We start from the raw sequence: 24,275 nt of genomic DNA, 5'->3' as shown, positions 1-24,275 counted from the left end.
TTAGTGCCCTTCGCCCCAAAAGATAAGGCGGCCACGTCGCCGCAGCCGCCTCGTCGATTTCGTCAAGAAGATGTCAGTGGCCTTCAATGACCGCGCCGCTCGAGGCCCAGACATAGATCGACGCGAACAGGAACAACCAGACCACGTCGACGAAGTGCCAGTACCAGGCGGCCGCCTCGAAGCCGAAATGCTGCTTGGGCGTGAAATCGCCCTTGATCGCACGGACCAGGCAGACCAGCAGGAAGATCGTGCCGATGATGACATGGAAGCCGTGGAAGCCGGTCGCCATGAAGAAAGTGGCGCCGTAGATCGAATCCCTGAAGCCGAACGGGGCGTGAATGTACTCGTAAGCCTGCACCATGGTGAACAGCATGCCGAGACCGACGGTCAGCACCAGGCCGTTGATCAGCCCCTTGCGGTCGCCATGAATGAGCGCGTGGTGCGCCCAGGTCACCGTAGTGCCCGACAAAAGCAGGATGACGGTGTTGTAGAGCGGCAGGTGGAAGGGGTCGAGAACCTCGAGACCCTTCGGCGGCCATACACCGCCGGTGAAGGCGGCGCGGGCGTATTGCTGTGCCTCGCCGGGAAACAGGCTGGCGTCGAAGAAAGCCCAGAACCAGGCGACGAAGAACATCACCTCGGAAGCGATGAACATGATCATGCCGTAGCGTAGATGCAGCGACACGACACGCGTGTGGTGGCCTTCATGCGCTTCCTTGATGGTATCCGACCACCAGGCGTACATCGTGTAGATAACGATCAAAAGGCCGATGAAGAACAGCCACGGATTGGCGATGTTGAAGCCGAAGATCGGGAAATCGCCGCCCTTGAGATACTGCATGTAACAGACGCCGCCGATCGCGGTGACCAGCGCGCCGACCGAGCCAAGGAACGGCCACGGGCTCGGGTCGACGAGATGGTAGTCATGTTGTGGTTTTGCGTGAGCGTCTGCCATATCAACCCCCGAGGCTTCGTTCGGTATGTGAAACTTTGTTGCTTGTGCCTTCGGCCGGCGCCGACGACGCGACCGGTTTGTTCTTCTCGTTCCTCTCGACCGGGAACATCGTGTAGGACAGGGTAATCGTCTTCAGGTCCTTCAGTTCCGGCGCGTAGACGATGTCGGGATCTACATAGAACACGACCGGCATGTCCAGCGTCTCGCCAGGCTTCAACGTCGTGTCGGTAAAGCAGAAACACTCGACCTTGTTGAAATAAGATCCCGCCAGTTCCGGCTGCACGTTGAAGGTCGCGCGGCCGGTAGTCGCCCGGACGAACTTGTTGGTCGCGCTATAATGCGCCTGCGCCGTCTCGCCTATCTTGATGGTGATCGAGCGGTCGACTGGCTCAAACTGCCATGGCACGCCGACTGTGTTGGCGTCGAAGCGGATGGTGATATCGCGATCGAGCACGCGGTCGGCATATTGCTGCGTTGCGCGTTTCACGGTGCCGCCGTAACCGGTCGCCTGGCAGAACATCGCGTAGAGCGGCACCGCAGCATAGGCCATGCCGATCATGCCGCCGAAAAAGGCGATGCAGACGCCGGCGACGATGCGGTTGGTGTTCCTCTTTTGAGGATGGGTCACTGTTTTGCGGTTCATCTTGAGCCTCACATCGTTCCGGTGAGGTTGTGACCGAACTTCACGACGGTCGCGATATAGAAGATGACGACAAGCACCGCCAGCGCCAGGCCGATGGCTACCGAACGGTTGCGCCGGGCCTTCTGCTGGCGCTCGGTCAGCGTGACGAGTTCAAGTTTCTTATCGGCCATGGTCATGCTCCGCCCATGGCCAGCACGCGCGCGACAACGCAGTCGGCAAGGTAGATGGCGAAGATGGCGAAGAGGTAGAGCAGTGAGTAGCCGAACAATGCCTTGGCCGGCTTCATCACATGGTCGTCGTCCGCCATCTGCAGCACCTTCCACGCATACCAGACAAAGCCGGCACCGAGCAGCACCGCAAAGACCCCATAGGCGGGCGTGGTGAAACCGAGCGCCCATGGCAGCACGCCAACCGGCGCGAGGATCAGCGCGTAGGCAAAGATCTGGCGTCGGGTCGAAGCCTGGCCGGCGACATTCGGCATCATCGGGATGCCGGCCCTGGCATAGTCCTCGGACTTGAAGAGAGCGAGCGCCCAGAAATGCGGCGGCGTCCACAGGAAGATGATCAGGAACAGGACGGCGCTTTCCAGGCTGACCGTTCCGGTCACCGCGGCCCAGCCGATCACCGGCGGAATGGCGCCGGCAGCACCGCCGATGACAATGTTCTGCGGCGTCCAGCGCTTCAGCCACATCGTGTAGACGACCGCATAGAAGAAGATGGTGAAGGCCAGCAGCGTCGCCGACAGCCAGTTGACAAGCACGCCGAGCGTCATCACCGACAGCACCGACAGCACCAGGCCGAAGCTCAACGCCTCGCCCGGCCGGATGCGGCCGGCCGGCACAGGACGGCCGGCGGTCCTGGTCATCACCGCATCGATATCGGCGTCATACCACATGTTGAGCGCGCCGGACGCGCCAGCACCAATGGCAATAGCCAGGATGGCGATCACCGCCAGAAGCGGGTTGATGGTCACGGGGGCCGCGACCAAACCGACAAAGGCGGTGAACACCACCAGCGACATGACACGCGGCTTCAACAGGGCGAAGAAATCGCCCGCCGTTGCTTCCGACATGCGAAAGCCCGGTTCGTCAGTCAATGTGTCGTCGACAAGGGCCATGCGTACTTAAAGTCCATCATTCCGTTGGCCAAAACCGCCGGGCGGACCGGCGGTTCCGTATTCGCCCAGGCAGCCGCCTATTTGATCTTCGGCAGTTGTTCCCACTGGTGGAAGGGCGGCGGCGAAGGCAGCTGCCATTCGAGCGTCGTTGCACCCTCGCCCCATGGATTGGCGCCAGCTACCCGCTTCTTCTGGAACGCCTCGAACACGCCGTAGAGGAAGATGACCACGCCGACGGCGGAAATATACGAGCCGTAGGACGACACCATGTTCCAGCCGGCAAACGCATCCGGATAGTCGATATAGCGGCGCGGCATGCCGGAGAGGCCGAGGAAATGCTGCGGGAAGAAGACGAGGTTGACGCCGACGAAGGTGATCCAGAAGTGGGTGTTGGCGATGACAGGCGAATACATGTAGCCGGTCATCTTCGGGAACCAGTAGTACCAGCCGGCGAAGATGGCAAAGACCGCGCCCAGCGACAGCACATAATGGAAATGCGCGACCACGTAGTAGGTGTCATGCAGCGGGCGGTCGAGACCGGCATTGGCAAGCTGGACGCCGGTAACGCCGCCGACAGTGAACAGGAAGATGAAGCCAATCGCCCATAGCATCGGGGTTTTGAGCGAAATCGACCCGCCCCACATGGTGGCGATCCACGAGAATATCTTCACCCCCGTCGGCACCGCGATAACCATGGTGGCGAAGACGAAATAGCGCTGCGTGTCGAGCGACAGGCCGGTCGTGTACATGTGATGCGCCCAGACGATGAAGCCGACCGCACCGATCGCGACCATGGCATAGGCCATGCCGAGATAGCCGAAGATGGGCTTCTTCGAGAAAGTCGAGACGATGTGGCTGACGATGCCGAAGCCCGGCAGGATCAGGATGTAGACTTCCGGATGCCCGAAGAACCAGAACAGGTGCTGGAACAGGATCGGGTCGCCGCCGCCATCCGGCGCGAAGAAGGTGGTGCCGAAGTTGCGATCGGTCAAAAGCATGGTGATGCCGCCGGCCAGAACCGGAAGCGACAACAGCAGCAGGAAAGCGGTGATCAGCACCGACCAGGCGAACAGCGGCATCTTGTGCAGCGTCATGCCAGGCGCGCGCATGTTGAAAATGGTGGTGATGAAATTGATGGCGCCGAGGATCGACGACGCGCCGGCGATGTGCAGCGACAGGATCGCAAGGTCCATCGCCGGTCCCGGCTGGCCCGACGTCGATAGCGGCGGATAGATCGTCCAGCCGCCGCCGACGCCGTAGGCGCCAGGCGCGCTCGGCACGAAGGCCGAGATAATCAGCAGGATGAAAGCCGGTGGCAGCAGCCAGAACGAGACGTTGTTCATGCGCGGGAAAGCCATGTCGGGCGCACCGATCATGATCGGCACCATCCAGTTGGCGAAACCGCCGATCAGCGCTGGCATGACCATGAAGAAGATCATGATCAGCGCATGCGCAGTGGTGAAGGCATTGTACATGCTCTTGCCGCCATCGAGCGCGGCGTCGGCATTCAAGCCGTAGACCATCTGCGCCAGGCCGGTGAAAATCTGGATTCCCGGCTCCTGCAGTTCCATGCGCATGACGACCGAAAGGGCACCGCCAACGCAGCCCGCCATGATCGCGAAGATCAGATAGAGCGTACCGATATCCTTGTGGTTGGTCGAATTCACCCACCGGACCCAGCCATGATACGGCTTATGGTCGTGATCGTCGTGAGCTGCAGCGTCTGCCATGTTCGGCTCCGTTCCCTGATCTTTTCTGGTCGCGGCATCAGTTGCCGGCGGCCGCTACCTTGTCTTTGCTGTCGACCTCGGCCATCAGCGCCTTGTTGGCGCCGGGAAGGTCGGTGCTGGCTGCCGCCAGCCAGGTCTTGTACTGGGCGTCGGAGACGACGCGGATCGCGATCGGCATGAAGGCGTGGTCCTTGCCGCAGAGCTCCGAACACTGGCCGTAATAGAGGCCTTCCTTTTCCGCCTTGAACCAGACCTCGTTGATGCGGCCCGGAACCGCGTCGGTCTTGATGCCGAAGGATGGCATGGCAAAGGCATGAATCACGTCCGCCGCCGTCACCAGCACCCGGGTCATGGTGTTGACTGGCACCACCATCTCGTTGTCGACGGCGAGCAGGCGCGGATAAACGCCGCGATCCTCCTTGCCAGCCGCCGCGCGGTCAGAATCCGCCAGGATCGCGGAGTTGAAGGAAAGCGTGTTTTCGGTCTGGTATTCGTAGTCCCAGTTCCACTGGTTGCCGGTCGCTTTAATGGTCAGCTTGGCTTCTTCCGGCGGTGTGTATTGCGCGGTCAGGAGCTGAAACGAAGGGATGGCGAGACAGAGCAGCACGACGACCGGCCCAACCGTCCAGATCACCTCGATCAGCGTGTTATGGCTGGTGCGCGACGGGATCGAGTTGACGCTGGCACGGAATTTCAAGATGCAATAGGCGATAAGCGCGAGCACGAAGAGGGTGATCGGCACGATGAACCATAGCGTGTAGTGCTCGAACCAGGCGATCTGCCGCATCATGTCGGTGGCGGCGGGCTGGAAGGTCATTTCCCACGGCGCAGGCTGGGCCGCATGGGCGGATGCGCCGGTGAACAATGTGGCGGCAGCCCAAGCGCTCGCTAGGAGTTTGGCGCCTGCTAGGAATTTTCTCATTGCCGTCATTATCTCCCAGTTCCTCGCGATCGGACCGCAAGAATATCGAACATCGCCGGGACGGGAATCCCGGACAGTCCCGAGGCTGGTTCAAACCATACTCTATTTGCCTCCGCAAGAAAGGAGCGGAGGAAACCGTGCGGCATTTTTGCGCGCAAGCGCGGCTGCGCATTTTGGCGGCGGCCGCGGCGGTGGCGGATCGCGGAAGCCCGAGCGGCGGACTGTCCTGGCAAAATGCGCCGGGCTGTCGCAATTCGGGCGAATTTGGCACGGAAAAGCGCACAATTGCCTTGGTCGAGGCAGGCCGGAAGTGGTCTCATCCTTTACTTGCCCTTGGCGCGGCTTAAAGTGCCGTGATTCGCATTGGAGCCGTCATGAACTCTTGGCTTTGGGAACTTGGGCTTTCGAGACTTGGGCTTTCGAGAACCTTGGCGAACGTCATCTTTCTCGCCGCGGTGTCTACCGTTGGCCTGTCTGGCGTCGGCCTGTCCAGCCAGGCCAATGCTGCACAGCCAAGCGGCAAGGTGCGCTCGACGCATGGCGCGTGGTCGATCATCTGCGACACGCCGGCCGGCGCCACATCGGAACAATGCGTGATGATGCAGAACGTCGTCGCCGAGGACCGTCCAGAGATGGGGCTTTCCGTCGTCGTGCTGCGCACCGCCGACAACAAGGCTGAAATCCTGCGCGTGCTGGCGCCGCTCGGCGTGCTGCTGCCCAACGGGCTCGGCCTCAATGTCGATGGCAAGGACATCGGCCGGGCCTATTTCGTGCGCTGCTTCCAGGACGGCTGCTACGCCGAGGTCATTCTCGAAAAGCCGCTGCTCGACACGCTGAAGACCGGAACGTCAGCCACCTTCATTGTCTTCCAGACGCCGGAGGAAGGCATCGGCATCCCGGTCGAGCTCAAGGGTTTCGCCGACGGGTTCGCCGCCCTGCCTTGAGAACCGGTCAGAACCAAGATCCGAGAAAGCGATTGTGACTGGCCTTTGGCGATGACAATGGTCGTCGTCGATTGTCTCGGCGCACGTTCGCGCCTACATCGTGAGGACAACCTCTTTCCACGGACGGACCTGCCATGAACAGCCTGATCGGCCAATTCGACATTTCCGACGATCGCATCAAACAGATCGTCGCCGAGACCATCAACGGCGCCGACGACGGCGAGCTGTTCCTCGAATACAGCGAAAGCGAAGCGCTGATGTTCGACAATGGACGGCTGAAGACCGCCAATTTCAATACCGACCAGGGTTTTGGGTTGCGTGCTGTCGCCGGGGAAGCGAGCGGCTACGCACATTCCAGCGATCTTTCCGAAGCATCGCTGCTGCGCGCGGCCGACGCCGTCTCGACGGTGAAGGGCGGTTATTCCGGCACGCTTGCCGCGGCACCCGCCCGCACCAACCGCCATCTCTATGGCGACGAGAACCCGATCCCCTCGCCCTCCTTCGAGGCCAAGGCCAAGCTGCTTCAGGAAATCGATGCGTGGCTGCGAGCCGAGGATCCGCGCGTGCGACAGGTGACGGCTTCGCTCGCCGCCTCCTGGCAGCATGTCGAGATCGTGCGTGCCGACGGCCAGATGGTGCGCGACATCCGCCCGCTGGTCAGGATCAACGTGGCGGTGGTGGTCGGCAACGGCGACCGCCAGGAGAGCGGCTCCTACGGCATGGGCGGACGCAAGGCGTTTGGCGAATTCCTGGTCGAGGAGAGCTGGAAGCACGCGGCCAAGGAGGCGCTGCGGCAGGCGCTGGTCAACCTCGAAGCGGTCCCGGCGCCCGCCGGCACCTTCGACATCGTGCTGTCGAGCGGCTGGCCGGGCGTCATGCTGCACGAAGCCGTCGGCCACGGGCTGGAAGGCGACTTCAACCGCAAGAAGACATCGGCCTTCGCCGGACTGATGGGCCAGCAGGTGGCCGCGAAGGGTGTCACCGTCGTCGACGACGGCACCATGGCCGAACGGCGTGGGTCGCTGACCGTCGATGACGAAGGCACGCCGTCGGCCCGCAACGTGCTGATCGATGACGGCAAGCTTGTCGGCTATATGCAGGACCGCCAGAACGCCCGGCTGATGGGCATGGAGGCCACCGGCAACGGACGGCGCGAAGGCTATGCGCACCAGCCGATGCCGCGCATGACCAACACCTACATGACCTCAGGCGATATGCAGCCGGACGAAATCATCGCGTCGGTCAAGAACGGCATCTATGCCGTCTCCTTCGGCGGCGGCCAGGTCGACATCACCTCGGGCAAGTTCGTGTTCGGCTGCACCGAGGCCTACATGATCGAGAATGGTAAGGTAACGCAGCCGATCAAGGGCGCCATGCTGATCGGCAACGGGCCGGATGCCATGCATCGGGTTTCGATGATCGGCAACGACATGAAGCTCGACACCGGCATCGGCATGTGCGGCAAGGCCGGCCAGGGCGTGCCGGTCGGCGTCGGCCAGCCGCATCTCAGGATGAACCAGATGACGGTCGGCGGCACACGGGTTTGATAGACCGGCCGCGCCAGCTATTGTGGTCGCGAAAACCGGTCCCTCTCGGCCGCTGCCGCCCGCGATCCTTGGCAAGTGACTGTAAGGGTGGCGGAAACCGCCAGAGCGGCGTGCAAGAAGCATAGCCGTCTGCCGGCCAGTTTCGAACTGCCCTACAGCCGGGGTTTTCGGCAAACGATGGTCGGGATCGATGACCTTCAGACGCGGTGCGTTGTTCTCGTTCCATCGCCAGAGGGCGACGCATGTGCCCCCCGGCGACATGAAGGACGGGTAGATCACGCCGTGATGCCCATCGGCAATCAGGCGATCTCTCAGCGTGTGCGTCTCAGGCACCAGGCCTTGATCCATGATGTCGCGCCATTCGCATCGGTGAATGTCTGCCGTCACGCCGAGCTTGGTCAACACATCAGCGTCCGTCAGGTCGGCCAGCCGCGCGCCTGAAAGTTCGAGCTGCGCAATCACCGCCGGATGCTGGACAAAGCCCTGGTTGTACTCCGCCCAAGCGGTCGATAATTCCCGCGCAGCATAGATGGTCGGGGTGCCCACCGGATTCCAGCGCCCGCCAAAGCGGGCCGCTCCTTCGCCGGAAAGCGGAAGATGCGCCCAACGCGGCACGAAGGCACGCCATAGGCTCAGCCTGCTGTCAGGCATAGATGCCGGAGCGGACTGCCTCCAGATAGGCAAGCACCTTGTCCGTCTTGCCCTCTCGAACGAGATCGTAGGCGGTCTTTCCCGCCCAGCCGGGGATCGGCTGATGCTTGAACCAGATCGCCGCACGCTGTTCATCGCCGGCCATCTCGCCTGCCATCGCCAGGATACGGACAATCGGACTCAATGCAGCATCGACCTTGCGCGCGCCGGTCTTGGCGGCAAGCGTGTTGCGCGCGACGCCGATCAGGCCCGCCAGTTCGGTCAGATTGACGCCCAGCAATTCAGCCACCCGTCTTGCCGAAAGAAATGGCGTCCGTTCCTCGCCAAAGCGCGATGCTCGAATTTCGAGAGCTGCGGCATTCATGGTATCATCCTAGCACGTTTTGAACAGCATGTGATAAAAATGTGCTCATTTTACGCGCAATTCAAGCTCAAACAAATGCAAACCTGTTACCGCCGTCGTTTCGGCTTCTCCAAAAGCGCAACGGCTTCGACATGCGGCGACCACAGGAACTGATCGATCGGCGTCACGCATTTCAGGGCGTAGCCGCCATCGATGAGGATGCGCAGGTCGCGTGCCAACGTCACCGGATTGCAGGAAACCGCGGCGACAAGCGGCACGTCGGAACGGGCAATCTGCTTCGACTGGTCCTCGGCGCCGGCGCGGGGCGGATCGAACACAATGCCATCGAAGACATTCAACTCCTTAAATGTGAGCGGCCGCCGAAACAGGTCGCGGCGTTCGCTGGTTACCCGCTTCAGACCGCCGGCGAAACGGAACGCCCGGTCGAGCGCCGAAAGCGCTGCCGCGTCACCCTCCACCGCATGGACTTCCGACTTGGCGGCGAGACGTAGCGCGAAGCTGCCGCAGCCGGCGAAGAGATCGGCGACCTTTTTGGCGCGCACCAAATGCCGGCCGACGATGTCCGCCATCGCCTGCTCGGCCGCCTCGGTGGCCTGCAGGAAAGCACCCGGCGGCACCGCGACAGCCACGCCACCGAACATGACAACAGGCTTTTTGGGCTCGATGATGACCTCGCCGTCGATCGAAAGCCTTGCCAGTCCCTGAGCGATGACGAAGTTGGAGGCGACGCGGCGCTGGTTCTCGCCGAGCTTGCCGGAATCGTGAACCGCGACATCGAGGCCGGAACCGGTCACCGTGACCGTCATGCGAAACGATTTCGTCGTTGCGCAAACCAATTCGGCGAGTGCTTTCAGACGGTCGATCTTTGCGACGATCTCCGGCAGCGAGATCGGGCATTCCTCGATGGAAATGATTTCGGACGACAGCGCGCGAACAAAGCCGAGCCGCATGCCGGCCTCGCTCCGTCGGGCGGTGAACACGACGCGCCGACGCGTCTGCGGTGCGCACGGGACCAGCGCGTCAATGTCGCAGGTGATGCCCTTGCTGTTCAGCGCATGCGCAACCTTGTCGCGCTTCCACCGATGATAATCTTCGGCCTCAAGATGCTGGATGGCGCAGCCGCCGCATTCGGTGAAATGCCGGCAGGCGGGATCAATGCGAAGCGGCGATGCGTCCAGCACGGACATAAGCGTGGCGCGATCCTTTTCGCGCGCGGCGGTGACGGTTTCACCGGGCAACGTGAACGGAATGAAAAGCTCGCCGGTTTCCGTCTCGGCGACGCCGTCGCCCTGGGATCCCAGTCGTGTGATCGTGAAGCGCGCGTTCATCGGCCGCCGATCCCGCTGTTCTTCACTCCGGCATCCTTGATCCCGGCGAGCAGGAACTCGCGGTTGCCGTCGCCGCCTTCGATCGGCGACAGATGCAATCCCAGCGAGCGCCAACCGGGGACGCCGTCGAGCCAGTCCTGCAGCAGGCCGGCAACCCGCGCCGCATCGTATGGGTCCTTCAGCAAGCCGCCCTTGCCGATCGCCTCGCGGCCCGCCTCGAATTGCGGCTTGACCAGAAATATTGCTCTGGCGCCGCTCCTGGCGATGGCGAGCGCCGGCGGCAGTGCCAGTTTCAACGAGATGAAGCTGACATCGGAGACGATAAAATCCGGAATGCGATCGGCAAGATCGGCGGCGGAAAGATCACGGGCGTTCAATCCCTCGATCACCGTCACACGCGGATCGCCAGCGATATCCGGATGTATCTGGCCATGCCCGACATCGATAGCCGTGACATGTGCCGCGCCGCGTTCAAGCAAGACCTGAGTGAAGCCTCCGGTCGAGGCGCCGACGTCCAGCGCTTCGCTGCCGGCGGGATCGAGACCGAAATGATTGAGCCCGGCGATCAGCTTCAGCGCAGCACGCGACACGTAACCCAGTGCCGGATCATCGACGGCTATGAGGCAATCAGCCAGGACGGTCTGGCCAGGCTTGCGGGCGATGACGCCATCGGCCATCACCGTACCGCGCTCGATCGCGTCGCGGGCGCGAGAGCGGCTGGGAAACAGGCCGCGCGCGAAGAGAAGTTCGTCGAGCCGCTGGCGTCGGCTGGCTGGCAAAGGGGAGTTCATCGGCCTTCATGGCGAAAGCCCGTCACGAAGGCAAGGATATTGGGAAGAACAACGAACATCTTTGGGGGAAAGCAGGCCGCGCCACAACTTGTTGAATATCGCACCAGGTCCGGCACAATGTTGGGAACGATATGCCGTTTTGCTGCCAGAACGTGAAGGAGGACGGATGCTGACCGGAACCTGCCATTGTGGCGCGGCCCACTGGACGTTGGAGGGCGATCCCGGCTCGATCACAGCCTGCAATTGCACGCTGTGCCGCCGCTATGGCGCACTGTGGGCTTACGATTATGTCGACAAACGCATTCGCGTTGCGGGATCGACAAGGTCTTATACGCGCGCCGGAAAAGATGCCCCCTCGCTCGAGATTCTGTTCTGTCCGAGATGCGCCTGCGTTCTGGCCTGGCGTGGTTTGCGCTCCAGTGCCGCCGGTCGCACTCGAATCGCCGTCAATGTGAGGCTTGCGCCGCCTGACGCCATCGCCCACCTCCCAATCGACCATTTCGATGGTCTCCACAAGTTCGAGGACCTGCCGCGCGATGGTCGCTGCGTGCGCGATATGTGGTTCTAGTGGAAAAATCTGACACTCAGTACCGGTGCGGAAAGCAGAAGATGACCCCTTGGCGATGGTTCGTTCGCGACCGGCCGAATTCACGCCCATGACCCTGAGCTGACCTCCATCAGCCCATTTCGCTGCCCGATGGCCGACGCTCATCCCAACCAGCGTTCCTGACCCAAAGCCGACCAGAGCAGGACTAGGCTCCGAAGCGATACTCTATTATCATGGAAACAGTTGCCCAGCGCCGGAAACCTCCATGGAGCGCAGGCTTGCGGCGATACTTGCCGCTGACATCGTTGGCTACAGCCGCCTTATGGAAGCCGATGAGGCGGATACTTTGGCGCGCCTCAAGAGCACCCGCGAGAATCTGATCGATCCGAAAATTATCGCTCATAAGGGGCGCACCGTGAAGCTCATGGGCGATGGCGCGCTGGTAGAATTCTCCAGCGTGGTGGATGCAGTCGGTTGCGCAGTCGAAATCCAGGAGACGATGGCGGAGTGCAACGCCGAGCTGCCAAAGGAAAAACAGCTCGAATTCCGCATTGGCGTAAACCTTGGCGATGTGATTGTCGAAGGGCAGGACATCTATGGCGACGGCGTGAATGTCGCGGCGAGACTGGAAGGAATGGCCGAACCTGGAGGCGTCCTGATTTCGGGAACGGCATTCGATCAGGTCGAGAGAAAGCTGGGTTTCGACTTCGAATTTTTGGGTGAACAACAAGTCAAGAACATCGAAAAGCCAGTTCGCCTGTATCGGGTAGGCCCGCGGGCACGCGTCCCATCCGGGACGGTTCCAGCAAAACGCAAACCTTATGTCGAGTGGCGCCGGCTGACTGTCGCGGCGATGGCGCTGATCCTGGCCGCCGGCGGTGTAGCGCTTTGGAAGGTGCTTAGCGACGGTTCAGGACCGCCGGTCGAGGTGGCCTCGAAGACACGAATGGTGCTCCCGCTGCCTGACAAGCCATCCATCGCAGTGTTGCCGTTCACCAATATGTCCGACGAGGCGGGACAAGAGATCTTTACTGATGGCATGACCGATGACTTGATCACCGACCTTTCAAAGGTTTCCGGCCTGTTCGTAATCGCGCGAAACTCGACATTCGCTTACCGCGGCAAGCCGGTGAAAATCAGTCAGATCGCGGAAGAACTTGGCGTGCGTTACGTTCTCGAGGGGAGCGTACGGCGAGCCGACGAGCAGGTGCGAGTCAACGCACAGCTCATCGATGCTCTCACCGGCGGCCATGTGTGGGCGGACAGGTTCGATGGAAACGTCGCTGATATTTTTGCGGTCCAGGACGTTTTTGTCGCAAAGATCGTCGAAGCGTTGAAGGTCAATCTTACCACCACCGAAAAAACGGAAATTGCCCGCGCCAAGCCGGACAACATTGCAGCCAAGGAAGCTTTCGAAGAGGGTTGGAGCCTCTATCTCCGTTACAACGCACAGGACACAGCTGCGGCCATCGCTTCCTTAAAAAAGGCAACCGAACTTGATCCTGAATATGGGCGCGCCTACGCCGCCCTGGCGCTCGCCTACTTCCGGGTCGTTGACTCACTCTGGGGTAAAGAACTCGGTAGGGACGAACCATATTTCTGGTTCGGAGCACACGATTACATAGAGCTGGCCAAGAAATATCCAACGTCACTGTCTTATACGGTCGAGGCATTCCGCAATGCTTATCAAGGCGTAGCCGAAGATGCACGCAGGGATGCCGGTCGAGCGATTGCATTGGATCCCAACGACCCCGAGGCACACATCGCAACGGCTTGGGCGCTGACGATCTCAGGCGAACCCGCCGAGGCGCTGAATTTCGTCGCGACCGCCATGCGGCTCAACCCGAACTATCCAAGCCACTACGTTCTCGCTCGTGGAATAGCGCTTTTTGCAATAGGCGATCTGAAACAAGCGGCTGAGGTGTTCGAAGAAGGCGTCAGGCGAAACCCAGACGCAACTGCGCTCTTTCTGCCTCTCAGTTCGGTGCTGGCGCAGCTCGGTCGCCGGGAAGAAGCGAGACAAATGCTACTGAAGTTCCGGCCGGGTGTAGGCCAGAAAGGGCTCGAAAACCTTGCAGACTCCATACACCAATCGTTCAAATGGGATTACGAACACGAAAGCGTCCGGGAGCGCCTGAATGATGGCGTCCGTATCGCTGCGCTGCCGCTGGACGTCACCGTTACGAGCCTGGAAACAGCGCTTGAGACCGACGATCCCTTTTCCCAGCAATATGCAGCAAAGCGACTGGGCTGGTTTGGACCAGCGGCGTTACAAGCCGTTCCGGCTCTGGTTGAAGCGCTCAAGGTTGAGTATCTCCGCCGGGAGGTCATCGTGGCGCTGGGCAAGATCGGGCCTCCGGCACAAGCTGCGATACCTGCGCTCGTGGCACTCCAGAATGAAGCTCTGGTTGGCATTTACGCAAAGGACGCGTTGTCCAAGATCAGAGGCAATTGATGGACACTGGACGCGCGCCAGCAATTTCCGCTTGTGGCCCAACTCGGACCTGCTGCGATGTCCGCTCCGGAGCCGCTGTTGGGGGACAAGGGGACATCAAGCGCGTCCAGTCCGCCATCCCATTTTATGAGTACACGGGCTAGTCTTAGTCTAGGCGAACCACCAGCGTTCGGCGATCTTCCCACCGTCCATCGTCCAGTTTGACGCCACCTCGCCATGGGCGAGAGCCGTGGTGTGGGCATCGACGTAGGAGTTGAAGACCAGGTTCACCAGCCCGCCGTCGTCATGCAGCAATTGCTGCATTTCGGCATACATGCCGGCACGCTTGGTATCGTCGGTCTCCGAGCGGGCGGCGACGAGCAGCTCATTGAAGCGCGGATTTTTCCAGGATGTTTCGTTCCACACCGCTTCCGCCGCATAGGCGAGGCTGAACATCCAGTCGCAGGTCGGCCGGCCGGCCCAGAAAGAGGCGAAGAACGGCTTCTTGAGCCAGATATTGTCCCAATAGCCGTCATTGGGCTCCCTGATCACATTCAGGTTGAGCCCAGCCGCTCGGGCATGCTCCTGCCAGAGAAGAGCTGCGTCTGTCGCACCCATGAATCCGGCATCCGCAACCGACAGGTCGAACCGGGTGTTCTCGGCCCCCGCTTTCTTGAGGAGGCTCTTGACCGTGTCGGGGTCGTAGACGTGCTTGGGCTGCGGATCGATCGCGAACTTGACGGCCGGCGCGATCGGATTGTCGTTGCCGATGGCGCCGTGGCCGAGAAACACCTTCTGCACGATCTCGTCGCGATCGAGCGAGTACTTGATCGCATTGCGCACGTCGGGATTGTCGAAGGGCGCCTTCTGGACATTCATGACATAGACGTAATGGCCGTAGCCCGTCGTCTCCAAGATCGCGAGATCGGGGTTCTGCTTCAGAATGTCGAGCGTCTTCAGGTCGCAGCGATCCATGTAGTGGACCTCGCCGGTGTAGAGCGCGTTGGTGCGCGCCGTTACATCATAGATCGCCAGGCATTCGACACGGTCGAACCAACCCCTGTCGGATTTGAAGTAGTTCGGGTTCCTGTTGAAGGTGGCGATGACGCCGGGCTCGAATTTCTCGAGCATATAGGGGCCGGTGCGGTTGCCCGACTCCCAGTCGGCGCCGCCCTCTTTCGCCGGCATGACCGGGAGGTCCGACACGATGTAGGGGAAGTCGGCGTAGCCGCCGTCGAGCTCGAACACCACCGTCTCGGCGCCGTCGGCGACGATATTCTTGGCCGACTCCAAGAGCGATTTCGCATTCGATTTCGTGCCCTCGATGGTGTGATGCCTGATGGAGGCCAAGACATCGTCGGCGGTGACCGTCTTACCATTATGAAACGTGGCGCCTTTCCTCAGTTTGAACACCCACTTCCTTGCGCCGTCCGACGGCTCAAAGCTCTCGGCAAGGTCGGGGACCACGTTGCCCTTGGAATCGATCTCGGCCAGGCTGTTCGACAAGGTTCCATATAGCGCGGTGTTGGTGAACGGGTTGCCGTAGGCACTACCCGGGTCCAGTGAATCGGTGGTGGCGGCATCGCCGATGCCGATCTTCAAGGTGCCGCCCTTCTTGGGCTCGGCGCGCACCGTCTGGACGAACATCGCATTGGCGGCCGTGGCGGTAAGGCCGGCGGCGAGGGCCAGCTGAACAAAGTCACGACGCGAGACCCTGCCTTTCGCGGCAAGCTTGGGGGCCGACTGCAGTTTCGTTTCAAATTCCGTCACAGATGCTCTCTCCCTCGAAAGGAAGATCATGCGAGACCCTCGGCGGCCCGAGAGACTTTAGGACGATAGCACAACAGGCATTCCCGAGCTAACGAGGAACCTCCGGCAGCACGGTCGGACTCGTGTCCTCTCGCTTGCTCCCGCGCGGACTTGGGCCTCGCCCGGGGCGGACGGATCGGTCGATATCCAGTTCGTTGGCTGCGACGGAAAGATTGCCAACTGTATTTCGATTACACCAGGCTGGAGTTACTGGGTCCGCTTCTATCACCCGCGCACGCAAATTTTAGATCGCACGTGGGTATTCCCGGAGCCGAAGCTGATGAATTGATGTGAGGATGTCGAATGTCCGCTCTTCGAAAGCTGCCCTGGAATCGCTTTCGCTAATGTCCGTTTCTGGCGCTGGTTGCTCATTTCCAGTCGACCATCGAACGGCACGAAACCACCCATTTCTGCCCTTCACACATGGTAGCAAGCGTCAGGATTTCACTCTGCTTCTGAGAAGATTGGCCGCGAGACCAGAGACACCGTAGGCGAATGCCAAATAACAACACAAATAGTCAGTTACGACCGCGCGTCGGGAAGCTGATTCAAGCCGTTGAGACTTTGATTCAGGCGCTTTGCGCGCTGGCGGTGCGTCCTAGCGCCACGAAGACGGTGCGCACGATGCCTGCAGCGTCCAGCCCGGCGTCGGCGTACATCTTTTCGGGCTTGGCGTGATCTGTGAATGCGTCCGGCAACACAAGCGGGCGTACCTTCAGGCCGTTTTCCAGCAGCCCTTCATGGGCCAGGAATTGCAGCACATGGCTGGCGAAGCCGCCGACCGCGCCCTCTTCCACCGTCACCAGCACCTCGTGCGAGCGCGCCAGCCTCCTGATCAGGTCCTCGTCGAGCGGCTTGGCGAAACGAGCATCGGCAACCGTGGTGGAAAGCCCTGCCGCGCCGAGCTCCTCGGCCGCAGCCAGGCAATCCTGCAACCGCGTGCCGAAGGAAAGCAGCGCAACCTTGGTGCCCTCCCTGACGATACGGCCCTTGCCGATTTCGAGAACCGAGCCACGCTCCGGCAGGTCGACGCCGACACCGTTGCCGCGCGGGTAGCGGAAGGCAATGGGGCCTTCATCATAGCTTGCCGCCGTGCGCACCATGTGGCGCAGTTCCGCCTCGTCCGCCGCGGCCATGACGACGAAACCGGGCAGCGTCGCCAAGAAAGTCGTATCGAAGGCGCCGCAATGGGTCGCCCCATCGGCACCGACGAAGCCGGCGCGATCGATCGGAAAGCGCACCGGCAGTTTTTGGATCGCTACGTCATGAACGACCTGGTCGTAGGCGCGCTGCAGGAAGGTCGAATAGATCGCAGCGAAAGGTTTGAAGCCTTCCGTGGCAAGGCCGGCGGCAAAAGTCACGGCATGTTGCTCGGCGATACCCACATCGAAGGTCCTCGACGGGAACGCCTCGCCGAAGAGGTCGAGGCCGGTGCCGTTCGGCATGGCGGCGGTGATGGCGACGATGCGATCATCTTCGCGGCCTTCCTGGATCAGGCTTTCGGCAAAGACCTTCGTGTAGCTCGGCGCGTTGGCCGGCGCCTTGGCCTGCGCGCCGGTGATGACGTCAAATTTGTTGACGCCGTGATATTTGTCGGCGGCCGCCTCGGCCGGTCCATAGCCCTTGCCCTTCTGGGTTACGACATGGATCAGCACCGGGCCGTCGGCATTGTCGCGGACGTTCTTCAGCACCGGGATCAGGTGCTCGAGATTATGACCGTCGATCGGGCCGATGTGATAGAAACCCATTTCCTCGAACAGCGTGCCGCCGGTGACGTAGCCGCGCGCATGCTCGACCGCCCGCTTGATGGCGCGATCTGCGCGTTCGCCGAGATAGGACGTCAGCTTCTTGCCGAAATCGCGCAAGCCCAGATAGGCCTTGCCCGACGCAAGGCGGGCCAGATAGGCGCTCATTGCGCCGGTCGGCGGAGCGATCGACATGTCGTTGTCGTTGAGGATGACGATCAGACGGGCATCGAGCGCGCCAGCATTGTTCATCGCCTCATATGCCATGCCGGCCGACATGGCGCCGTCGCCGATAACGGCAATGACATTGTTGCGGCCACCGGAGAGATCGCGTGCCATTGCCATGCCGAGGCCGGCGGAAATAGAGGTCGAGGAGTGGGCGGCGCCGAACGGATCGTATTCGCTCTCGGCGCGCTGGGTGAAACCGGACAGGCCGCCCTCTTGCCGCAGCGTGCGGATGCGGTCGCGGCGGCCGGTCAGGATCTTGTGCGGATAGGCCTGGTGGCCGACGTCCCAGATCAGCCGGTCGTCTGGCGTGTTGAAGACATAGTGCAATGCCACCGTCAGTTCGACCACGCCAAGGCCAGCACCGAGATGTCCGCCGGTGTGGGAGACGGCGTCGATCAACTCGGTGCGAAGCTCCGACGCCAACTGCGGCAGATCACCTGCGTCAAGCGTCCTGAGGTCGGCCGGGATGCGGACCTTGTCGAGAAGTGGCGTATGGAGCTTTGCGTTCACTGGTGCTAGGGCCTGCTTTTATCCACGTGCGAAATAGGCCGCTGGCCGGCGAATGTAAATGCGTGCGAGTGACGCGGCGTAGATTCAAAGTGTTAGGGTTTCCTTTACGCGTCCAAAAGGACGCGCGGCGCTCTAATTGTCCGGCAGCGGAACGAACTCTTCTTCATCGCCAGGAACGATATCGAAGCGGCCTGTCTTCCACTCTTCTTTCGCTTGTTCGATGCGTTCCTTCGACGATGACACGAAATTCCACCAGATGTAGCGCTTGGAGCCGAGCGAGGCGCCGCCGAACAGCATGAAATGCGCTCCACCTTCCGAGGACACGACGATCTCGTCGCCGGGCCGGAACACCAGCAGCCGCTCTGCCGGAAAGCGGTCGCCGGAGATCGAAACCTCGCCTTCCAACGTATAGATGGCGCGCTCCTCGGCATCGGCAGGGATTTTCACGCTGGCACCGGGCGCCAGGCTGAGGTCAGCATAGAGCGTGTCCGAAGCAGTCGCGACCGGAGACCGCAGCCCGGAAAACGCACCGATGACGACGCGCCCGCTGACGCCTTCGGCGTCGATCTCGGGCAGACGCATGGCCGCCGTATTCTCGAAGATCGGATCGACCTCTTCCTTGTCGTCGGGCAGCGCCAGCCATGTCTGCAGGCCGGACACCGACATCGGTGCGCCGCGCAGCTCCTGTGGCGTACGCTCGGAATGGACGATACCGCGGCCGGCGGTCATCAAATTCACGTCACCGGGCTGGATTACCATTTCGGTGCCGAGCGAATCGCGATGCCTGACCTTGCCGTCAAACAGGTAAGTGACCGTCGACAGGCCGATATGCGGATGCGGACGGACATCGAGCGCCTGGCCGGCCCGCAAAATCGCCGGGCCCATGCGATCGAAGAAGATGAAGGGGCCTACCAGCCGGCGCCTGGCGGTTGGCAAGGCACGGCGAACCTGAAAGCCGCCAATATCCTTGGCGTTCGGAATGACCATCAGTTCGATCTGGTCGCTGGCGAAGGCGTCACCGGGCAGAGGGTCGTTTCCGGGGAAGAAGCTCATGCGGTCTTCCTCAGGCGAAGCGGAGTGCAGACTTGGCTTTCGCCTTGGCCGCCACCTCTTCGCGATTGCGCGGATGCTGTGTCGTCTCGAGGCTGTCTAGCAATTCGCGCGCCGACGCGGCTATGGCCTCGACGGCGTGGTCGAACGCATGCTGGTTCTGTTTCGACGGCCGCGTCGTTCCGCTCAGCTTGCGAACAAACTGGAGTGCGGCATCGCGGACCTCGTCATTGGTTGCCGGCGGATCGAAATTGAACAGGGTCTTGATGTTTCTGCACATCGTTCGCGATCTCCTCTCGTCCTGGAGCCGTTTTCAAACGGGATGAGTTTTATCCTCAATCATGATCATATCCAAAAGCCGCGAGGCGAAATTGTCGTTCGAGACCGCGCTTTACTCCGCGTCCAGCGGCTCTGTCCCCACCGGCTTACCGTCGCGCGAAAGCCTGATCTTTTCGACCTTGTCCTCGGCCGCCTTGAGCAGCCGATCGCAATGGACCTTCAGTGCCTCGCCGCGCTCATAGATGCGGATCGACTGGTCGAGCGGCACGTCACCGCGCTCCAGATCATCGACGATTTTCTCCAGCGCGTCGAGCGCCTGCTCGAAGCTCATTGCCTTAACGTCTTCGTTGGTCTCACCAGCCATCGTCTATCCTTTCATCAGTCGTCCGACATGGGCGGCGACCGAAAATGCCAATCCCTGCAGATCGTAGCCGCCCTCGAGCAGGCTGACGAGCCGGTTGTCGCTGTGGCGACCGGCGCGCTGCATCAACTGGCCGGTTGCCCAGTCGAAATCGCCCTCGGTCAGGTTGATCTCGGCCAGCGGATCGCGGTGGTGCGCATCGAAGCCGGCGGAAATTATGATGAGGTCGGGCGCGAAACTGTCGAGCGCCGGCAAGATGCGCGACAGGAAAGCGTCGCGGAAAACCTCGCTGCCGGTTTGCGGCGCCAGCGGCGCGTTGACGATGTTGCCGGCGCCGGTTTCGCTCACGGCCCCGGTCCCTGGGTAAAGCGGCATCTGGTGCGTCGAGCAGTAGAGCACCGACGGATCGTCCCAGAAAATATCCTGTGTGCCATTGCCGTGGTGGACGTCCCAGTCGACGATGGCGACGCGCTCGGCCTGGTGCTGCCTTTGCGCGTGGCGCGCCGCGATCGCCGCGGTGTTGAACAGGCAGAAGCCCATGGACGTCGTCTTTTCGGCATGATGGCCGGGCGGCCGGGCGGCGACGAAGACATTGGTGGCGTTGCCCCGAAAAACATCGTCGACGGCCGCGTTGGCGGCACCGATCGCCGTCACAGCCGCCTGCCAGCTTTTCGGGCTGGCGGTGGTGTCGGCGTCGACGCGAGCGATACCGGTGTCCGGTATCGTAGCGCGGACCCGCTCGACGAATTCCTGCGGATGTGCGTAGAGGATGGTGGCCTCGTCGCCTTCCGGCGCCTCGGCACGATCAAGAGCCGCAAAGGCCTCGTCGTCGAGCGCGCGTTCGATGGCGCGCAGGCGGTCCGGCCGCTCCGGATGACCGGGCGGCGTTATGTGTTCGAGAAAGACCGGGTGGGTATAAAGCCTTGTGACCATGCCCCCGATATAGGCGCGCCCGGCGGCTTTGACCATGTTCTGGCACCACCAAACGCAAGACGTTCAACAGGGTTTAGATGTTGGGGTGCTGGTTGGGTTTAGCGCGAGCCATTGCCGCGCGTCTTGGCTTCGAAGGTCTTGAAACAGACTCAGGCCAGCGATTTGTCAATCTCAGCCGGTGCTTGCGGACGGCCAATCCTGCGGCTTTGCTTGAGCAGCCCCTCCAAAAGCACGTTGAATGCCTGCACCGCCTTTTTCGACGTCGCTTCGGGATCCTCCGAATTTGCGATCCACTGCGCGGCATGTAGCGAGGCGCCGCTGATCAACCTTGCTGCGGCTTCGGGATCAACAGCAACGATGGTTCCCTCGTCCCTCAGCTTTTGAAGGTTCTCGCTCATCGAGCGGATGCACTCATTCTGGCTCGGCCATTGCGAAGGATCGCCGAGCACCGCCGGTCCATCGCGAAGGACAATACGCTGGATCTCCGGCTCCAGCGCCATCTCGATATACGCGGTGCATTCGTCGACAAAGCCCTGCCAGAGAGTGTCCGCCCTGGCCGAAACGATCTTCAGCCGGGCCAACATTTCCGCGTCGATCTCGGCGATGACCGCTTGGAGAAGGCCCTTCTTGTCGCCGAAGTGATGATAAAGCGCGCCACGCGTCAGCCCGGCCGATGCGGTGAAGTCGTCCATCGACGCTTCGGCATAGCCGACAGTGCCAAAGGCATGGCGCGCGGCCGCGACCAATTTGGCGCGGGTCTCGGCGATCATCTCCTTGCGTGGTTTGTGCCCCATTCGCTCATTCCTTCACATACGTCTCGTATATTAATTGACATACGCGTCGTATGTCATTATCTGACTTGCATACGCCACGTATATAAGTGGCTCGACCTCAAGAATCCAGGAGTGTTCTCATGCCCAATCCCTATCGCGAAATCTTCAAGGCAAGGGGGGCCAAGGGCTTCGCCGCAGCCGGCTTCGTTGCCCGGATGCCGATGGCCATGGCTCCGATCGGGATCGTCGCGATGCTGTCGCAGACGCACGGCGAGTACTGGCTGGCCGGCGCAGTCTCAGCGACATATGCGCTGGCCAATGCTTTCGTCGCGCCGCAGATATCGCGGCTGGTGGACCGCCTCGGCCAGGCGCGGATTGTGGTGCCCACCACTGTGATTTCCGTGCTCGCTTTCGTGGTGCTGGTTGCGGCGGCCAATCAGGACTGGCCGATATGGACACTGTTCGTGTCAGCGCTGCTGGCCGCCGCAATGCCCAGCATCCCCGCAATGGTCCGCGCGCGCTGGACAGAGCTCTTCCGGGATCGCCCCGAGATGAACACCGCGTTCGCCTTCGAGTCGGCGGCCGACGAGCTGGTCTACATCGCCGGGGCATCGCTATCGGTGGGCCTGAGCGTGGCCCTTTTCCCGGAAGCGGGGATGTTGGCGAGCACGTTGTTCCTCGCCTTCGGCTCGACAGCATTCATCCTGCAGCGCTCGACCGAGCCGCGAGTGCGACCGGTCGACCAGGGCTCGCGCGGCTCGGCAATCCGCCTGCGGCCGGTCCAAATCATCACTTTGGCCCTGATCTTCATTGGCGCGACCTTCGCAACCACGGAGGTGAGCACCGTGGCAATCACCAAAGAGCTCGGCCAGCCGGGCGCCGCCAGCCTCGTCATCGGCGTCTACGCCCTCGGATCGTTCGTCGTCGGCATCATCATCGGCGCCCTGAACCTGAAAACACCGCTGCAAATTCAGCTTGCCATCGCGATCGCCATCATCGCGCTCACCACGCTGCCGCTGCTCGTCGCCGACACGGTGCCTCTTCTGGCGCTGGCCGTCTTCGTTAGCGGTGTGGCGATCTCGCCGACCTTCATCACGGCATTCGGCCTGATCGAGCGGCGCGTGCCGGAGGCGATGCTGACCGAGGGCGTCACCTGGGTCATGACCGGCATAGGCATCGGCATGGCGCTCGGCTCCTTCGCCGCCGGATGGGTGGTGGACGCCTTCGGCGCACAGAGCGGGTTCCTGGTGTCGGTGGCGGCGGGCGCAATCGCACTGGTCATCGTGCTGCTCGGCATGCGCAGCCTTGCCACGGCGGATTGCGACACCTCCGCATGCGACGCAGCCGCGGTTCCTGCCGAATAGGCTCTTATGCGTCCGGTCCTGAGCAGGGCCGGACGCATGCGAGCGCCGCTAGGCCAGGCTAAAGAATCTCGGTGTTGGCGATGTGGATGCCAAAACCTTCGAGGCCGACATAGTGGCGTTCGCGCGAGGCGATCAGGTTGATCGACGAAATGCCTAGGTCTTTGAGGATTTGCGCGCCAAGGCCGATCTCGCGCCATTCGCTTTCGCGCCGGCGCGCCTCTTCATGGTCCTCGCGGTCGCCGGCAGCTGGCCGGTTGCGCTCCTGATGGGCGACGCCGACGGAGCCTTCGCGCAGATAGACAATGACGCCGCGCCGGCGCTCGCCCATCGATTTCATGATGCCGTCCAGCCTGTGGCTGGTACCGAAGACGTCCGTCACAACGTCCTCGGAATGCAGCCTCACCGGCACTTCCTCGCCGTCGCGGATGTCGCCGAAGACGATCGCCACATGGTGCATAGAATCCCACGGCAGCGTGTAGGTAAAGACCTGCGCCTTGCCGCCAGGCGTGTCGATGGCAGAACAGGCAACACGCTCGACCAGCGTTTCCTTGCGCTGGCGGTAGGCAATGAGGTCGGCGACCGAAATCTGCTTCAAACCGTTCTTTTCGGCGAAGGCCTGCACCTGGGGGCCACGCATCACGGTGCCGTCATCATTGACCAGCTCGGAAATCACGCCGACCGGCGGCAGGCCGGCAAGCTTGCACAAATCGACCGCGGCTTCGGTATGGCCCGAACGCATCAGCACGCCGCCTTCGCGCGCAATCAGCGGAAAGATGTGGCCGGGGCGGACGAAATCAGACGCGCCGACATTGCCATTGGCAAGATTGCGCACGGTCAATGTGCGGTCGTCGGCCGAAATGCCCGTCGTCGTGCCGTGCTTGAAATCGACGCTGACGGTGAAGGCGGTGGTGTGGGCCGAGTCATTGTCGGCGACCATCGGCGAAAGATTCAGGCGCTTGGCTTCCTCGCGCGGCATCGGCGTGCAGACGATGCCGGAGGTGTTGCGGACGATGAACGCCATCTTCTCCGGCGTGCAATGGACGGCGGCGATGATCAGGTCACCCTCGTTCTCGCGCCCGTCATCGTCCATGACAACGACGATTTCGCCGCGTTCGAACGCACGCAGGGCTTCTACGATCTTCTTCTGGTCGTAAGGCATAAGTGCTCGTTTCACTCGCAGGGGAGTAGGGGAATAGGGCAGTAAGGGAGTAGGGAAAAGGAAAATTTCTGTCGCGGGAGCTTCATAACAT

22 protein-coding genes and 1 pseudogene are annotated in these 24,275 nt (G+C 61.7%); 5 read left to right on the top strand and 18 right to left on the bottom strand.

Annotation, left to right across the window (positions count from 1 at the left end; all coding sequences use genetic code 11):
* Window positions 1–73: 73 nt before the first annotated feature.
* The 6 genes from CIT31_RS08985 to coxB all read right to left on the bottom strand — a co-directional run bounded on the left by CIT31_RS08985 (window position 74) and on the right by coxB (window position 5,367).
* The gene (locus tag CIT31_RS08985; protein ID WP_065006224.1) at window positions 74–955 is read right to left on the bottom strand and encodes a cytochrome c oxidase subunit 3; all 882 of its coding nucleotides are present in this window, start codon (window positions 953–955) and stop codon (window positions 74–76) included.
* A 1-nt stretch (window position 956) separates the two neighbouring features.
* The gene (locus CIT31_RS08980; protein ID WP_095518417.1) at window positions 957–1,598 is read right to left on the bottom strand and encodes a cytochrome c oxidase assembly protein; all 642 of its coding nucleotides are present in this window, start codon (window positions 1,596–1,598) and stop codon (window positions 957–959) included.
* Window positions 1,599–1,606: 8 nt separating this feature from the next.
* The gene (locus CIT31_RS08975) at window positions 1,607–1,768 is read right to left on the bottom strand and encodes a hypothetical protein (protein ID WP_077381685.1); all 162 of its coding nucleotides are present in this window, start codon (window positions 1,766–1,768) and stop codon (window positions 1,607–1,609) included.
* 2 nt (window positions 1,769–1,770) lie between these two features.
* Window positions 1,771–2,715, bottom strand: coding sequence for a heme o synthase (locus tag CIT31_RS08970; RefSeq protein WP_095518298.1), 945 nt, complete (start codon window positions 2,713–2,715; stop codon window positions 1,771–1,773).
* A gap of 77 nt (window positions 2,716–2,792) precedes the next feature.
* Window positions 2,793–4,445, bottom strand: a complete 1,653-nt coding sequence (gene ctaD / locus CIT31_RS08965) for a cytochrome c oxidase subunit I (RefSeq protein ID WP_029355618.1) — start codon at window positions 4,443–4,445, stop codon at window positions 2,793–2,795.
* 37 nt (window positions 4,446–4,482) lie between these two features.
* Window positions 4,483–5,367: a cytochrome c oxidase subunit II gene (gene coxB, locus CIT31_RS08960; RefSeq protein WP_095518297.1), complete on the bottom strand. Its 885-nt coding sequence runs from the start codon at window positions 5,365–5,367 to the stop codon at window positions 4,483–4,485.
* Between the two features lie 374 nt (window positions 5,368–5,741).
* On the opposite strand from coxB, the gene CIT31_RS08950 reads away from it, so the two are divergent.
* Together CIT31_RS08950 and tldD are read left to right on the top strand one after the other, a co-directional pair.
* Entirely contained in the window at window positions 5,742–6,311 is a 570-nt protein-coding gene (locus CIT31_RS08950; protein WP_095518296.1) for an invasion associated locus B family protein, read from the top strand.
* 134 nt (window positions 6,312–6,445) lie between these two features.
* Window positions 6,446–7,858, top strand: a complete 1,413-nt coding sequence (gene tldD, locus CIT31_RS08945) for a metalloprotease TldD (protein ID WP_095518295.1) — start codon at window positions 6,446–6,448, stop codon at window positions 7,856–7,858.
* 156 nt (window positions 7,859–8,014) lie between these two features.
* On the opposite strand, the pseudogene CIT31_RS08940 reads toward tldD, so the two are convergent.
* From CIT31_RS08940 to CIT31_RS08925, 4 genes and pseudogenes are all read right to left on the bottom strand, one after another.
* A pseudogene (locus CIT31_RS08940) lies at window positions 8,015–8,509 on the bottom strand (RES family NAD+ phosphorylase); the annotation flags it as partial.
* The gene (locus tag CIT31_RS08935) at window positions 8,502–8,873 is read right to left on the bottom strand and encodes an antitoxin Xre/MbcA/ParS toxin-binding domain-containing protein (protein ID WP_029355607.1); all 372 of its coding nucleotides are present in this window, start codon (window positions 8,871–8,873) and stop codon (window positions 8,502–8,504) included. The pseudogene CIT31_RS08940 and the gene CIT31_RS08935, both read right to left, overlap by 8 nt.
* An 86-nt stretch (window positions 8,874–8,959) precedes the next feature.
* Complete coding sequence (locus CIT31_RS08930; protein ID WP_095518294.1) at window positions 8,960–10,201, bottom strand: class I SAM-dependent RNA methyltransferase; 1,242 nt, start codon at window positions 10,199–10,201, stop codon at window positions 8,960–8,962.
* The gene (locus tag CIT31_RS08925; RefSeq protein ID WP_095518293.1) at window positions 10,198–10,992 is read right to left on the bottom strand and encodes a TlyA family RNA methyltransferase; all 795 of its coding nucleotides are present in this window, start codon (window positions 10,990–10,992) and stop codon (window positions 10,198–10,200) included. The genes CIT31_RS08930 and CIT31_RS08925 overlap by 4 nt, the downstream gene beginning before the upstream one ends.
* 166 nt (window positions 10,993–11,158) lie before the next feature.
* On the opposite strand from CIT31_RS08925, the gene CIT31_RS08920 reads away from it, so the two are divergent.
* Together CIT31_RS08920 and CIT31_RS08915 are read left to right on the top strand one after the other, a co-directional pair.
* Window positions 11,159–11,560, top strand: a complete 402-nt coding sequence (locus CIT31_RS08920) for a GFA family protein (protein ID WP_065006216.1) — start codon at window positions 11,159–11,161, stop codon at window positions 11,558–11,560.
* A gap of 244 nt (window positions 11,561–11,804) precedes the next feature.
* Window positions 11,805–13,994, top strand: a complete 2,190-nt coding sequence (locus tag CIT31_RS08915; RefSeq protein WP_095518292.1) for an adenylate/guanylate cyclase domain-containing protein — start codon at window positions 11,805–11,807, stop codon at window positions 13,992–13,994.
* 150 nt (window positions 13,995–14,144) lie between these two features.
* On the opposite strand, the gene CIT31_RS08910 is transcribed toward CIT31_RS08915, so the two are convergent.
* From CIT31_RS08910 to CIT31_RS08880, 7 genes are all read right to left on the bottom strand, one after another.
* Window positions 14,145–15,743, bottom strand: a complete 1,599-nt coding sequence (locus CIT31_RS08910) for an ABC transporter substrate-binding protein (protein ID WP_206073342.1) — start codon at window positions 15,741–15,743, stop codon at window positions 14,145–14,147.
* 608 nt (window positions 15,744–16,351) lie between these two features.
* Window positions 16,352–18,265 (bottom strand): 1-deoxy-D-xylulose-5-phosphate synthase, encoded by a 1,914-nt coding sequence (gene dxs / locus CIT31_RS08905; RefSeq protein ID WP_095518290.1) that lies wholly within the window; start codon window positions 18,263–18,265, stop codon window positions 16,352–16,354.
* A gap of 132 nt (window positions 18,266–18,397) precedes the next feature.
* Window positions 18,398–19,318, bottom strand: coding sequence for a pirin family protein (locus CIT31_RS08900; RefSeq protein WP_095518289.1), 921 nt, complete (start codon window positions 19,316–19,318; stop codon window positions 18,398–18,400).
* Between the two features lie 10 nt (window positions 19,319–19,328).
* Window positions 19,329–19,595 carry a DUF2277 domain-containing protein gene (locus tag CIT31_RS08895; protein WP_023716908.1) on the bottom strand — a complete coding sequence of 89 codons (267 nt, stop codon included), beginning with the start codon at window positions 19,593–19,595 and terminating at the stop codon, window positions 19,329–19,331.
* Window positions 19,596–19,706: 111 nt separating this feature from the next.
* On the bottom strand, window positions 19,707–19,958 hold the full coding sequence (locus tag CIT31_RS08890) for an exodeoxyribonuclease VII small subunit (RefSeq protein ID WP_029355594.1): 252 nt from the start codon (window positions 19,956–19,958) through the stop codon (window positions 19,707–19,709).
* A gap of 3 nt (window positions 19,959–19,961) precedes the next feature.
* Entirely contained in the window at window positions 19,962–20,888 is a 927-nt protein-coding gene (locus CIT31_RS08885; RefSeq protein ID WP_029355589.1) for a histone deacetylase family protein, read from the bottom strand.
* A gap of 149 nt (window positions 20,889–21,037) precedes the next feature.
* Window positions 21,038–21,682, bottom strand: coding sequence for a TetR/AcrR family transcriptional regulator (locus tag CIT31_RS08880; protein ID WP_095518288.1), 645 nt, complete (start codon window positions 21,680–21,682; stop codon window positions 21,038–21,040).
* A 119-nt stretch (window positions 21,683–21,801) separates the two neighbouring features.
* Between CIT31_RS08880 and CIT31_RS08875 the strand changes: the two genes are divergently transcribed.
* Complete coding sequence (locus CIT31_RS08875; protein ID WP_095518287.1) at window positions 21,802–23,025, top strand: MFS transporter; 1,224 nt, start codon at window positions 21,802–21,804, stop codon at window positions 23,023–23,025.
* 58 nt (window positions 23,026–23,083) lie between these two features.
* Here the strand turns inward: CIT31_RS08875 and ribB are convergent, their stop codons facing one another.
* A complete protein-coding gene (gene ribB, locus CIT31_RS08870; protein ID WP_065006209.1) occupies window positions 23,084–24,184 on the bottom strand; it encodes a 3,4-dihydroxy-2-butanone-4-phosphate synthase in 1,101 nt (366 codons plus the stop codon).
* Between the last annotated feature and the right edge of the window lie 91 nt (window positions 24,185–24,275).

The organism is Mesorhizobium wenxiniae (assembly GCF_002284535.1).
GTDB classification, from domain to species: Bacteria; Pseudomonadota; Alphaproteobacteria; order Rhizobiales; family Rhizobiaceae; genus Mesorhizobium; species Mesorhizobium wenxiniae.
This window is presented reverse-complemented; position numbering and strand designations above follow the sequence as displayed.